This window comes from Pantoea sp. X-Soil-ISGK-259, assembly GCF_059730705.1.
Genome location: NZ_AP035988.1, coordinates 69,282 through 82,628, shown reverse-complemented (window position 1 = coordinate 82,628; position 13,347 = coordinate 69,282). Strand labels below are relative to the sequence as shown.

Sequence of the window (13,347 nt, the reverse complement as noted above, 5' to 3'; positions counted from 1 at the left end):
TGATCCTGGCTTCTGAAGCGAAATATTTTTCCAGAACAGATGAGCCTAAAACAGCATACCTGGTGAATAAATGCTTTAAATCAGCGAGATAATGGGAACAAAGGCCAGATAACGACCTATTCAGTACAGGCTTACACACAGGCTGTCCACTTTTTCTGTGGATAACTTTAGCCTGAATATAGCTTCAGATGGCCTTTTTAGAAGCTATCAGTCAGATAAGTCAGTGTCAGCATACTGGTCCATAAACTCTACCATTGCGCCTTTATGTGCATCCACATGACGGATATACCGCATCAGGGTTTCCGGTTTTTTCCATGTGCCTTCCTGCATAATACGGGCAATCGGATAACCATTATCCGCCATATCCTGAGCGGCACCCACCCTAGCACTGTGGCCACTCCAGCCACTGTAGCGATTTTTGTTAGCTTTCACCGCGCCAACGTTCCCAGCGCTGCGCCATGCACGGTTAAAGATCTGTTCCAGAGCCCGGGTACTCATTGGCTTTTCGGCAACCAGTACGCGGCCAGATCGATGAACTGCGGTAAACAGATAAGCATCGGGCTGATTAGAGAGTCCGGAGGCTTCTATCCACTGTTCCAGACGTTGGGTTGAGCGGGTGCCGAGCGCCTTGATTAATCCACCGGTCTGAACAATCGTTTTTGTCCAGGCAACATCCAGAATGATACGGCCATCAACGGCGTGCATCACATCACGCACCCTTAATCGCGACAGTTCACTGATACGGAGTAGCGTGGCATAGGCTACGTGTAAAAAGGCCAAATCGCGCACTAACTGAAGGTTTTCAGATCCTGACCATTTTCCATCCAGTACCAGCAGGTCAGTAAGCCTGAAGGGAACAGCCTGGCCAGCACGTTCACCGTTCATCACGGCCACGCGATTTATCTTCTTTATGGTACGAAAAACCAAAGGAGATACATTCGGCACCGGCAATCCGGCGTTACGGTGTAACATCGAGATCAGGGCCGCGTGTGAAGTAATCGTTGAAGAAGCCCGACCACTTTGAGCAAGAAACGAGAGATAGTCGCGCAGGTCATCAGCGCTCATCGGCAGGAAGCTGCGCTGGTTATCTTCCGACCAGCGATTACAGATCCGCATGACGCTAATCAGCTGCCGCCAGGTGTTAGGTGAGAAAGCCTCTTTATCCTGGACGAATTGCCTGAGGCGTTCTGTGATGTCGCTGTTCGGATCCACACTCAAATAGGTGACAGGCTCTAACTCATTCATTTTTGCTCACTTATCAACCAAAACATGTCCAGACAACGCTACGTGAATTCTGAGAAGTTAGCAGGGGGATTACCTGCCAGAATTCACGTAGCGTTGTCATCTATCGGTGTGGCATTGTTATAGTTTCCATCATAACCCGGCAGCATCAGCCTGTCATAACTTCGTATAAGAATAATTATACGAAGTAAGAATGTCTGATACCGTTCAACGTATTGTTAGCCCTGCCGAGGGTGGGATCATGGGACGAGGAGATCTGCATCGCCTCATAGAGCAGTAAATCTCATACTCACTGAAGCATTTGTAGGTGCATCAGCTATGCGGCGAAAAATTGATGACTGTAAGTCATTAACGCTAATAAACATTCTGTAATACTGAATATTTAATTAATAACCCTATGAGCCATCATAAAAAAATAGTTGATAAAATTAAGGATGAAAACAGATTACAATTACGCTCTTGATTGAATTTATTTAATTATTCTATTGTCGCGCTAATGTGCAAAATAATTATGCGTTTTTCACATGGACTTGGATATTTCTTTATTACCTCACTTAGCACAGGCGGTGACTCCAGCCAATGGCGTGGTACAGCGATTACGCTGGAAAAAAATGAGGTGTCAAAATAATGAAAAAAAGTATACTCGCACTGTGCCTGCTGGGCTTTATCACTGCACCAGCGATTACGTTAGCACAGCAACCGGTTACCTGTATAAAAGTGTCTGAACAGGATGTCGCCAGCCTGTTTGATAAATGGAACGATTCTCTGGCAACCGGCGACGCGACAAAAGTCTCTGAGTTATATGTCAGCGATGCCGTTTTACTGCCAACCATTTCAAATAAAGTACGATTAACCGATCAGGAACGTATTGATTATTTCAAAGACTTCCTGAAAAAAGGTCCAAGCGGCAAAATCGATTCGCGCACCATCAGAATGGGTTGTAATAAGGCTATTGATACCGGCGTTTATACTTTCACCTTCAAGGACCATACGCACGTCACAGCACGTTATACGTTTACTTATGTCTGGGATGGTCAGGGCTGGAAGATTTCAACTCACCACTCCTCAGCAATGCCAGAGCCTGTGAGCCTGCCTTAACAGCACGTTCGGCAGGATGATAACCAGCTTCGCATTGCGAAGCTGGTTTTTTAACTCCGGCACTGCAGGATTATCATATAACTGCCCCCGTTCCCGGCAGGCAGTTAATTAATGACACAATCCAATTAAATTAATTTAACACCTGAAACTTATAAAAACCATTGGAGCTTAAAATCCTGGTGCGAATCTTTTTTTGCGGATTGCATCTGTAAAGCGAAAATAAACGCCAGATAGCGTTCGAATTAATTATCAGACTGAACGTTACTGCCGCACCCCATTTTCTATCGACAATATATTTAATCGCCGTTACCAATCTGCCAGATAAACGTCGGATCGTTACCGTTTACCTCCCAGTCACCCACGTTACGTATTTTGTAGATCACTGGATTATGTGATGAGACCGTCCGGGCATTGCGCCAGTGCCGGTCCAGCACCTTGCTGACACGGGTGTCGGAAGCGCCAAGGGCATTGAAGAATTCCGTGGCGGCACGCGTCACTAACTCAACCGCGACCACCTGCGCCCGGGCGGACTCCACCTCTGCCTGTACGTTAGCCGCGTGAAGCTCTGCTTCTTCAACACCGCTTTGTTGCAGTTCAAATGCCCGCTGTAATGAGTGGGTAGCCCGATCCACGGCGGCTTCAGCAGCCCAGGTCCAGCTGCTGATCTGACCGACCACCTGTAAAACCTGCACATCCTGTTTGACCTGAGACGCGTTGCCGTGGCTGTAAATCCTCTTACGGTGCGCAACACCCTGAGACACATCACGAACTATGGCCCGACCTATACCCGCCAGCGTGGCTAATAATACATGCTGATAAAATGCGGTCTGGTAACGAAAGCGCTCACTGAAATCATAAACGTGCGGCTGCTCCACATAGGCATGATTAAAGCGTGTTGTGCCGCTACCGGTCAGACGCTGCCCGAAGCCATCCCAGTCGTCATCACATTCCACCTCACTCTGATGGGTGTTTACCAGAGCAATCACGTCACGACCGTTGTCAGTATGCTTTGCATAGACATCAATCCAGTCCGCATAAAGTGTGCCGGTGCTGTAAAACTTTTCGCCACTGATCCGCCATCCTCCCTCTGTGGGTGAGACCTGAGTGTTGACCTCACCCAGCTTAACCGCCCCGATCTCGCTCCAGCCGCTACCCACCAACTCACCATCCACGAAACGTCGAAACCAGCGCCGCCGATCTTCACTTTCTGGCTGGTTCAGACGATCTTCGATAAAGGCAAAGTGCGCGCGCAGGGCCTGCGGCAGATTCGAATCAGCCTCGGCCAGGCCAGTCAGCAGGGAAAAGAGCTGCGGCAATGAAACACCAAAACCACCTTCCTCTTTTGGGATACGCAGGGTGCCGAATCGCGCCGCTTTCAGCCAGCGAATCGGCTCATGCAGCAGAGTGCGATCGGCTTCACGTGCGGCGGCACCCTCAGCAATGCGGATAAACAGTGGCCTGAACTGTTCGGTCAGTGCGGCAAATTCAGTGCGACTTAATTCAGACATGATTTTCTCCTGATTCGGGGTGTTCATCAATGTCCTGTCGGGTCGGTTCAAACCGGATAATCAACAGGAAAATAATGGGAATAAGGGCGGCGAGAGATACGATCCAGAACATATTAGTGCCATAACGAGCCTGCAAAACGGGCAGGATAAATAACGCCAGCGCACTTCCGATGCCAGAGAGCGAGCGACTAAAACCAACACCGGTTGCACGAATGTGGGTCGGATAGGAGAGCGCCGGATAGATCATTAACTGCGCGCCAGGTCCAAATCCTTCGGCAAACAGCCAGAGTCCCAGCAACAGTACAGCAAACACCACACCGAGGGTGGCCTGCGGATGACCGATCAGTGCCAGCGAAATCAACGCGATAAACTGCAGCGCAAAGCCGGCAATCGCCACATGCCGTGAAGGGAATTTCCAGGCCAGCCGCATGCCAAGCAAACCGCCGGTAAAAGCAAACAACGCATTCAGACCCAGCGAAGCGGAAATCGTCTCAAAGACGCCCGCCCCAAGGAACTGCGCCAGAATGGAGGGCAGGAAGAAAGCAATGGCAGTGTACTCAAACGAGATACAGACGTTCATCACTGCGCTGACGACGGTACGTTCCAGGTAAGGCTTCTGAAACAGTACGCGGATACGCACTTTCGGTGTCGCTTTAATAGTTTCGGCTTTAGCGGGCTGCTCCTCATGCGCAACAATGCCGTAGGAGTCACGCAGAATACGCACGGCACCGCTCAGATCGCCCTGATTAGCTGCCCACAGTGGTGACTCATTCATAAACTTACTGCGCACCGCGATAATCAGCAGCGCCGGTACGGCGCCAAACAGCAGCGAGGCACGCCACAGCCAGTCGATGTGTTCAGCGGGCAGCAGGAAATAGAGTGCAAAAATAATAAAGAAGCAGACTGATGAGGCGGCATACCACATCGGACACCACGCCGCGAGCCGCGACGCTTTGTTTCCCTTGCCGGAGAATTTAGAGAACTCCGCCAGATAAGCCATGGCCACCGGCAGATCGATTCCTACTCCGACTCCCATCAGAAAGCGCGCTCCGATCAACACCCAGACATTGGGTGCCATGCCCGCAGCTATAGCCGAAACCACAAAGAACAGCATGTCCGCCATAAACACTGAGTAGCGGCCATATTTATCAGTCAGCCAGCCGCCGACCAGATTACCGACGATGGTGCCAATCATAATCGAAGAGGTCACCAGTCCGGTCAGGACTGGGGTTAAGCCAAACTCTTTCACTACATCGTCAATACCATAGGAGAGCGTGGTGAGATCGTAAGCGTCGAGAAACACGCCCCCCAGTGCCAGGAAAACGATCCAGCGGGCATAGCTATTTTTCTCTGTATGACTGTTGATAAGCCGGGCCACATCACTCACCGAACCAACCGGTGAGGAGTGAGGCGGCGGGGCGGTCAGGGTGTCGTCAATATTTAATGTACTCATCGTATCCTCGTTATTATATTCAGCAGGTAACGAGGGTTTTATAGGCATTTGCGGCCCAGCTAACAACCAACAAATAAAGATAACTATTTCAATATATTCAATAAGTTATTCACGCAAACTAATCACGACAAAAGCCGGATGAATAGCTGGATTCATCCGGTGAGAAGCAAAGCATTTGTGTTTTTAAAACCTGAAAATCACGGTTTACTGCCAGCCCATAAAGCGTGGGTTCAGGCGTGACACCAGGCACCGTCTCATCCCGACATTTCGGCGCTGTTTATCTGCTGTTCTGTGTCCGCGGTCCGACGATAACCGGCTCCGGGATGCGGCAAGGCCAGTCGTGGCCCCTGTCCAAACAACTTTTCACGCAGCGTGCCGTGCTGATAGTCCTGTTTGTAGACGCCACGCTTTTGCAGTTCCGGCACCAGCAATTCCACCACATCGGTGAAGGTTTCATGGGTCACGGCGTAGGCGAGGTTAAACCCGTCAACGTCGGTTTCTTCAATCCAGCTCTGCAATTCATCAGCCACGGTTTCGGCGCTGCCTGCCAGCAGCGGACCAAAGCCGCCAATGCCCACCCAGTCTGCCAGACCCTGCACCGTCCACTGCCGATGAGGATCGGCAGTAGAGAATGTCTCAACCGCCGACTGAATGGCATTGGTATGGAGATGCCTCAGTACCTGATCCGGCTGATACTGCCCGAAATCGATACCTGTCCAGCCCGAGATCAGCGCCAGCGCGCCTTCGTAACTGACATAGCTTTTGTACTCCTGCCATTTCGCCTGCGCCGCCAGGTCGGTTTCACCCACAATAACCGTCTGCAGATTGAAGATCAGTATTGAACGCGGATCGCGTCCTGCCTCTGCTGCCCTTTGTCGAATATCCGCTACGGTTTTCTTTAGCAGCACTTTTGACGGTGCCGCGACAAATACACATTCAGCATGCTCCGCTGCAAAGGCTTTACCGCGGCTGGAGGCGCCGGCCTGATAAAGCACCGGCGTGCGCTGCGGTGACGGCTCGCAAAGATGAATGCCCGGCACCTGGAAAAACGTGCCCTGATGATTAATCGGGTGGATTTTTTTAGGGTCGCTGAAAATTTGACGTTCACGATCGCACAGGACAGCACCGTCCTCCCAGCTACCTTCAAGCAGCTTATAGATGACCTGCAGATACTCATCGGCATAGTCGTAGCGCGCATCGTGGTCGGTCTGAGCCTGATGCCCGATATTGCGCGCACCACTTTCCAGATAGGAGGTCACAATATTCCAGCCAATACGGCCCTTGGTCAGATGATCCAGGGTCGAGATCCGCCTCGCAAACGGGTAGGGGTGTTCAAAGGACAGCGAGGCAGTCAGGCCAAAGCCCAGATGTTCTGTCACCATGGCCATCGGCGTGATTAACGCCAGCGGATCATTTACCGGCACCTGCGTAGCCTGACGGATAGCGGCATGGTTATTACCGTTGAGCACGTCATAGACACCCAGCACGTCAGCAATAAACAACCCATCAAACTTACCGCGCTCCAGCAGCCGCGCTAAATCGGTCCAGTACTCCAGGTCTTTGTACTGCCATGAGCGGTCACGGGGATGCGCCCACAAGCCGGGTGACTGATGACCGACACAGTTCATATCGAAAGCATTCAGGCGAATTTCACGTTGCGATGACATAGCGACTCCTGAGCGGATGCGGCAATCGCTTGCCGCCCACTATTAATAATGTGGTTTAAGGTCGGGGATTTAGTACGTCAGTGAGCCAGGACATCGCTCGCTGAGCGACAGTGGCGGGGTGCTAAGCAGTTGCCGTGCGACAGATTCAGCATGTTCCGCCACCTGCGGTAATCCCATCAGCTCGCCAAAACGACCCCGAGCGGCAGGCCCGGCGACGTAAAGACTGGAATTCGCTTCACCGTTAACATTCAGCGTCTGTGACAGCGCATTAACATGGATTCCCAGCGCCAGCGGATCGGGCTGAATCACGCCGTCACTCTGCAGCTGTCTCAACAGCGCGTTGCTGTTAAGCAAAGCGTTGTGCGCGGGGCCGGTGGTGACAATCACTTTCTCCACCTCGAGCATATGCGATTGCGCGCCACGCAGGCGCAGCGTAAGCCGGAGCGTTTCGCCACCCGATTCGGCTGCGATCAGGCGCGCCGCCAGCAACGACAGCTGACCGCTGGCCTGCTGCTGGCTGAGAACCTGGCTCACCTGCGGTGCAATCCGGTAGCGATGGACGTCCCACCAGGGGCGAAGATGATGCAGAAAGCGTTGCTGCTCGTGCAGCGACAGACTCTGCCAGATGCGCTGACCGTTACGGCGGATGTCATCCAGTACCAGCTGCCAGGGCAGATTCATCGCCGCCGCATTTCTGACTTCCTGACGCACCCGATGTAACCAACTGCGCGCGGTAGCAGTCTGCGGCTGACTGTAATCCAGCGTGTAGTTCTCTGAACTGCCACTGAGGTTTGCACGCGGAAGCTGTCCACGGCGGGAGAAAGCGGTGATCGCTCCACGATGCTTCTGACGATGTAGCGACGCCACCACATCTGACATCGTCAGACCTGACCCGATGATTGCGACCCGATCGTAAGGGGCGACTTGTGCCAGCGCATCGCTCTGCCACGGATTAGCAATCAATCCCGGATGGTCCTGAAGCGACTTCAGCAGAACAGGAAGGTCCGGCGGTGGATGGCTGATCGCCAGCACGACCTGATCGGCCCGGATCTGCTGCCCTGAAGCCGTGGTCACCACCCCATTCTTAAAAGCGACCGCACTGTCACGAAGATGGTTAAGTTTTACTGGTGAGCGCTGCTGTTGAGACTCAAACTGCGCATTGACCCAGCGACCAAACTCACCACGTTGCGGATAGACGTTATCGTCATGCCACAGTGCCTGCGGATCGGCGCTAAAAGCCGGTGATGCGCGATAGTCGCGGTCGAATGCGCCCTCGTCATCACCTGCCAGCTGCATTTTGGCGGCTGGCACATTAATGCGGTGAGCTGGATCGGTAGTGCCATATGCCACGCCCTGCGCAAGCTGCGCGCGCGGTTCAATGACCGTTACCTGCAATCCCGACTCACCCAGCCGGGCCAGATGGATCGCCAGCGCGGTACCGGTGAACCCACCGCCGATAATGACAATCTGCTGTTGTAACATACACAAGCCTTCTCTTCTTTTAACTGGCTAACTGGCGCTGGCCTGTTTGTCAGGACGACGGTCACCGCCAATGGTTTCACCAAACGGACCTGTGTTCACGCTGCGCTGTTTCTTTTCGGTGTTGGCGGCCAGCGGCAATAGCGGCATCACCAGTTCAGCAAAGCGGTGTGCCTCTTCGAGATGCGGATAGCCCGAGAAAATAAAGTTCCCGATGCCCAGCGCCTGATACTCCCGGATGCGATCGGCAACCTGCTGCGGATTGCCCACCAGCGCGGTTCCGGCACCGCCGCGCACAAGACCGACGCCTGCCCAGAGATTAGGGGCGATGCGCAGGCTCTCTCGCGAGCCCTGATGTAATGCACTCATCCGTGCCTGTCCGGCTGAATCCATACGCGCAAAGATTTTCTGCGCGGCGGCGATAGTCTCTTCATCCAGATGAGAGATCAGCCGATCCGCAGCCGCCCAGGCCTCCTCTTCGGTTTCACGGACAATGACATGCAACCGGATGCCATAAGAGAGAGTACGGCCGCTCTCCTGCGCCCGTTGACGCACCACCGCCAGCTTTTCCGCCACCTGTTCAACCGGCTCGCCCCATGTCAGATAGGTGTCGATCTGATTCGCTGCAACATCGATTGCCGCATCCGACGATCCACCAAAATAGAGCGGCGGCCCCTTTTCCTGCACCGGCGGGAAGAGAATTTCTGCGCCTTCTACGCGGATATGCTCGCCCGCAAAGTCGACCTTCTCGCCTTTCATCAGGCGGGAGTAAACCTCAAGAAACTCCCGGGTCACTGTATAACGCTCTTCATGGCTCAGAAAGATACCGTCACCTTTGTTCTCCACCGGATCGCCACCTGTAACCACGTTAATCAGCAGACGTCCGCCGGATAGACGATCCAGCGTGGCCGCCATCCGCGCCGCCAGGCTCGGCGGTTGCAGACCAGGGCGAACCGCCACTAAATAGCGCAGCGTTTTGGTGACCGGCGCCAGGGCCGAGGCAACCAGCCATGAATCCTCGCAGCTTTTACCGGTCGGGATTAATACACCGTAGTAGCCCAGATTATCTGCCGCCAGCGCAATCTGCTGTAAATAGGGTAAATCAACCGCTCTGCCGCCTTCTGTGGTGCCCAGATAGCGCCCATCACCGTGGGTGGGCAGAAACCAGAAAAGGTTAAGATTTTCCTTTGTCGCATGGCTCATTAGCAGATTCCTTTATAACGATATTTTAATTTATTACATAGGGACTAACGCTTTGGTTATATCGCTATTTGCAGAATGTGTGCCAGTGTGTATTTTGTTTTTTTATCATTAAAATTCAATTGCTTATAGCAAACAGGAATTGCGCTATCCTGCTGCATTTGCGGCAGATAAAGCTGCAGACTGCTGCAATGGCAACAACCCGGCTCGTTTCGCCCCCTCGTTTCCGCCACTGCCACGCGGTATGGTCATGGCTTTCCTGTTAATCCGGTAAACAAGATGCAGATATCCAGCCCTGAGTTAATTGATCCCGCATCGCGCGCCTTTAAAAGCGTACTGGATCAGCTCGCGCCTACCGATGCAACGGTACTGATCATCGGTGAAACCGGCACCGGCAAAGAGGTGATGGCGCGCTATCTGCATCATCATAGCGCCCGCAGCCGGCAGCCATTTCTGGCGGTCAATTGCGGGGCACTCACCGAGAGCCTGGCGGAGTCAGAGCTGTTCGGTCATGAGAAAGGGGCCTTTACCGGCGCGCAGGATCGCCATCGTGGCTGGTTTGAAGCAGCAGAAGGCGGCACGCTGCTGCTGGATGAAGTCGGTGAACTCAGTCCGTCGCTGCAGGTGAAGCTCCTGCGCGTACTACAGGAGCGCGAGATCACTCGCGTGGGCTCGTCTAAAGCGATAAAGGTCAATGTGCGGGTAATTGCGGCCACCAACCGGGATCTGGCTGTGGCGATTCGTGAACGGCGGTTCCGGGAAGACCTCTACTACCGTCTCAATGTCGCCAGCGTCACATTGCCGCCGCTGCGCCAGCGCTGCGAAGATATTCCGGTGCTGGCCAGTCATTTTCTGCAACTCTATGCGCGACGTCTGGGACGTCCTCAGTTACGGCTGAGTGAAGATGCTGTCGCCACGCTAATGGACTACAGCTGGCCGGGTAACATCCGTGAGCTGGAGAACACGCTGCACAATGCGGTGCTACTCAGCAGGACCTCGCTGGTCACGCCGCAACAGCTGCGGCTGAACGCCATTGCTGGCAGCGATTTACCCTCCGGAGAGGAGGCGCTCGACCAGTTTTTACGTCAGCAGATGCAGCAGAGTGAGACGCCACTCTATCCACGAGTGATCGCCGCGCTGGTAAAAAATGCGCTGGAACTCACGCAGGGTAATCAGTTACAGGCGGCCGCGCTGCTGGGCATCAGCCGTCATACACTGCGTACCCAGCTGGGGCATCTGGGTGTGATTAAACCCCGCCGTACCTCATTGCGTCAGCGCGAGGCCTCTCCTCATCATCAGCCTCAGCAGGAGCGTGAACTGCGTATCGGTTATCAGAAGTTTGGCAACCTTGGCATTCTGAAAGCGCGTCAGTCGCTGGAGCAGCAGCTGAGCGATCAGGGCGTCAGCGTGCTGTGGAGCGAGTTTCCAGCGGGTCCACAGCTCCTCCATGCGCTGAGCAATAAGGAGGTCGATTTCGGGACCACCGGCGAAGTTCCTCCCTTGTTTGCGCAAGCCAGCAACAGCCCGATGCTCTACGTCGCCTGGGAACCTGCCGCTCCGCAGAGCGTGGCGCTGCTGGTACCCACTAATAGCCCGGTTCAGCAGATTGGCGATCTCAGAGGCAAACGCATCGCCGTGAATCGTGGTTCTAATGTCCACTATCTGCTGCTGCAAATCCTGGATGAGGCGGGATTAGCGCTGGATGAGGTGCGCATTGTCTATGCCCCCCCCAAATATCCACTAACGCCCAGCGACCTGAGCGCGGTAGATGCCTGGATGATGTGGGATCCGCTCCTCAGTGATGCGGAGAACAGCGGACAGTTCAGGGTAATTGCGGATGGCACTGGCCGGGTCAATAATCATCAGTTTTACCTTGCCGAACGCGGATTTGCGGCGCAGTCGGGCGATCTGTTGCAGATCCTGCTCACCGCCCTGGAACAGACGGGCCGCTACATTGATGCACACCATACTGAAGCCGCCGCGTTGCTCTCCAGCGAACTCGGCATTTCTGCGACCTCACTAATGCACGCCTTAGCCCGGCGCAGCCATCAGACTCAGCGAATGAACCTGGCCATCATCCGGGAACAGCAAACCATCGCTGACCGCTTTTATGCGCTGGGGTTATTCAGTCGGGCCATTCGCGTACGCGAGTCAGTCTGGCATCCATAGCGTTTTTTTAGCTAAGCATCGAACATTTCCTCGCTAAGCGCTTCAATCCGCGTTTGTTATGTTGCGCTGACAACAAACAAACTCAGGAATGAGAAATGAAAAAAGTTTTATTCAGCGCAATGATTATTGCCGCCCAGGCGGGTTTTACATTTAACGCCCGGGCAGCTGCAGAGAAACCCGATACAGTGAATATCGGTTTTCAAAAAGCCAATATCTTCGCGCTGCTGAAGTATCGCGGCACGCTGGATCAGGAATTTAAGAAGCAGGGGATTGCGGTGCACTGGATTGAGTTCCCGGCCGGGCCGCAGATGCTGGAGGGCTTAAACATCGGCAGTATCGATCTGGCCGCCACCGGCGATGCGCCACCGACATTTGCCCAGGCCGCACAGGCCGATCTGGTTTATCTGGGACACTCGCCAGCTAACCCTAAAACCGAAGCGATTGTGGTGCCTGCAGACTCCCCGATTAAAAGCGTGGCGGATCTTAAAGGCAAGCGGGTGGCGCTGAATAAAGGCTCTGACGTTAACTATTTGTTGGTCACGGCGCTGGAGAAGGCAGGGCTGAGCTACAAGGACATTACACCCGTCTATCTGCCGCCTGCCGATGCGCGCGCGGCCTTCCAGCGTGGCGCGGTGGATGCCTGGGTCATCTGGGATCCTTACTACGCCGAAGTGGAAACCACCGCTAAAGCCCGGCTGATTAAAAATGCCGAGGGACTGGTGCCGCACTACACCTTCTATCTTGCCAGTCGCAAGTTCGCAGATACTTATCCTCAAATCGCCGCTCAGGTGGTGGATGAGCTGGACACGCTGAGCTCGTGGGCCAATCAGCATCATGAAGAGGCGGCTAAAATAATGTCCTCCTCAACCGGTCTGCCCCAGCCGATCTGGCAGCAGGCGCTGGCAAGGATGCCGTTTGGTGCAGAGCGGATGACGCCTGAAGTCTTTACGCAGCAGCAGGCACTGGCGGATACCTTTACCCGGATTGGTCTGTTGCCGGTGAAGGTGGATATCCGCAGCGCGACCTGGTCGCTGGATAAGAAGTAAGTAAGGGCCGGGCGTAGTTTGGGTTGAGCGAATTGAAGTCGGTGATTATGTCTGCTTGCCCTTTATATGCCGGCGGCGGATTCTGCGAAAATTACGAGAAAGGATTAACCGGTTAGGGCCTGACGGCAAATCCGGGTTCAGCTGGTGCCGCCTATGGCTTTGCGGCGATGAGCGAATGGGTGGGGGACTGGCGGAGTGACTTCGCGTTCCCTTTGCTGATTTTACCTGTCTGGTATTGCCGCCGGATGCGTCAGAAAAGGAGGAAGACGACGTTATGCTTACAGACAAACATAGCCACGAGGATAACGCCATCACGTTGAATAGCCTTGTCGCATCAACCAAAGCCACGGGCGACATGAGTACGGCAGGCGTTTGTTGTTCCTCAGGAATCCGGAAGAGCAATCCATCCGGCTAAAGAAGGTAAAGTGCATTTCGATTAAGAATCGCCCAGCCGGGCATCCTGTTTAACATAATTAGTATTATGC

The 13,347-nt window shown here is 53.8% G+C and carries 9 protein-coding genes and 1 pseudogene; 4 read left to right on the top strand and 6 right to left on the bottom strand.

All coding sequences use genetic code 11. The annotated features are described in order from the left end of the window. Positions 1-207: 207 nt before the first annotated feature. Positions 208-1,245 carry a tyrosine-type recombinase/integrase gene (locus tag AC6I77_RS22005; protein WP_003850543.1) on the bottom strand — a complete coding sequence of 346 codons (1,038 nt, stop codon included), beginning with the start codon at positions 1,243-1,245 and terminating at the stop codon, positions 208-210. A gap of 624 nt (positions 1,246-1,869) precedes the next feature. Between AC6I77_RS22005 and AC6I77_RS22000 the strand changes: the two genes are divergently transcribed. Then, positions 1,870-2,340, top strand: a complete 471-nt coding sequence (locus AC6I77_RS22000; protein WP_140915786.1) for an SgcJ/EcaC family oxidoreductase — start codon at positions 1,870-1,872, stop codon at positions 2,338-2,340. A gap of 296 nt (positions 2,341-2,636) precedes the next feature. Here AC6I77_RS22000 and AC6I77_RS21995 read toward each other — a convergent pair whose 3' ends face one another. The 5 genes from AC6I77_RS21995 to ssuD form a co-directional block, all read right to left on the bottom strand. Further along, complete coding sequence (locus AC6I77_RS21995) at positions 2,637-3,848, bottom strand: acyl-CoA dehydrogenase family protein (RefSeq protein ID WP_039662020.1); 1,212 nt, start codon at positions 3,846-3,848, stop codon at positions 2,637-2,639. Then, entirely contained in the window at positions 3,841-5,301 is a 1,461-nt protein-coding gene (locus AC6I77_RS21990) for an MFS transporter (protein ID WP_078805302.1), read from the bottom strand. The genes AC6I77_RS21995 and AC6I77_RS21990 overlap by 8 nt, the downstream gene beginning before the upstream one ends. A gap of 254 nt (positions 5,302-5,555) precedes the next feature. After that, positions 5,556-6,968, bottom strand: a complete 1,413-nt coding sequence (locus tag AC6I77_RS21985; protein WP_110412159.1) for an LLM class flavin-dependent oxidoreductase — start codon at positions 6,966-6,968, stop codon at positions 5,556-5,558. 69 nt (positions 6,969-7,037) lie between these two features. Beyond that, complete coding sequence (locus AC6I77_RS21980; protein WP_039662028.1) at positions 7,038-8,450, bottom strand: FAD/NAD(P)-binding protein; 1,413 nt, start codon at positions 8,448-8,450, stop codon at positions 7,038-7,040. A gap of 27 nt (positions 8,451-8,477) precedes the next feature. Continuing rightward, positions 8,478-9,650, bottom strand: a complete 1,173-nt coding sequence (ssuD, locus tag AC6I77_RS21975) for an FMNH2-dependent alkanesulfonate monooxygenase (protein WP_008926825.1) — start codon at positions 9,648-9,650, stop codon at positions 8,478-8,480. Positions 9,651-9,926: 276 nt separating this feature from the next. On the opposite strand from ssuD, the gene AC6I77_RS21970 reads away from it, so the two are divergent. The 3 genes and pseudogenes from AC6I77_RS21970 to AC6I77_RS21960 all read left to right on the top strand — a co-directional run. Then, positions 9,927-11,816, top strand: a complete 1,890-nt coding sequence (locus AC6I77_RS21970; protein ID WP_497817364.1) for a sigma-54-dependent Fis family transcriptional regulator — start codon at positions 9,927-9,929, stop codon at positions 11,814-11,816. Between the two features lie 119 nt (positions 11,817-11,935). Next, complete coding sequence (locus AC6I77_RS21965; protein WP_238329356.1) at positions 11,936-12,862, top strand: sulfonate ABC transporter substrate-binding protein; 927 nt, start codon at positions 11,936-11,938, stop codon at positions 12,860-12,862. Positions 12,863-12,884: 22 nt separating this feature from the next. Next, positions 12,885-13,299 (top strand): annotated as a pseudogene (locus tag AC6I77_RS21960) (aldehyde dehydrogenase); the annotation flags it as partial. Between the last annotated feature and the right edge of the window lie 48 nt (positions 13,300-13,347).

Coding starts and splice junctions, on each gene's coding strand:
- AC6I77_RS22005 (WP_003850543.1), bottom strand. CDS start 1,245: ATGAATGAGTTAGAGCCTGTCACCTATTTGAGTGTGGATCCGAACAGC.
- AC6I77_RS22000 (WP_140915786.1), top strand. CDS start 1,870: ATGAAAAAAAGTATACTCGCACTGTGCCTGCTGGGCTTTATCACTGCA.
- AC6I77_RS21995 (WP_039662020.1), bottom strand. CDS start 3,848: ATGTCTGAATTAAGTCGCACTGAATTTGCCGCACTGACCGAACAGTTC.
- AC6I77_RS21990 (WP_078805302.1), bottom strand. CDS start 5,301: ATGAGTACATTAAATATTGACGACACCCTGACCGCCCCGCCGCCTCAC.
- AC6I77_RS21985 (WP_110412159.1), bottom strand. CDS start 6,968: ATGTCATCGCAACGTGAAATTCGCCTGAATGCTTTCGATATGAACTGT.
- AC6I77_RS21980 (WP_039662028.1), bottom strand. CDS start 8,450: ATGTTACAACAGCAGATTGTCATTATCGGCGGTGGGTTCACCGGTACC.
- ssuD (WP_008926825.1), bottom strand. CDS start 9,650: ATGAGCCATGCGACAAAGGAAAATCTTAACCTTTTCTGGTTTCTGCCC.
- AC6I77_RS21970 (WP_497817364.1), top strand. CDS start 9,927: ATGCAGATATCCAGCCCTGAGTTAATTGATCCCGCATCGCGCGCCTTT.
- AC6I77_RS21965 (WP_238329356.1), top strand. CDS start 11,936: ATGATTATTGCCGCCCAGGCGGGTTTTACATTTAACGCCCGGGCAGCT.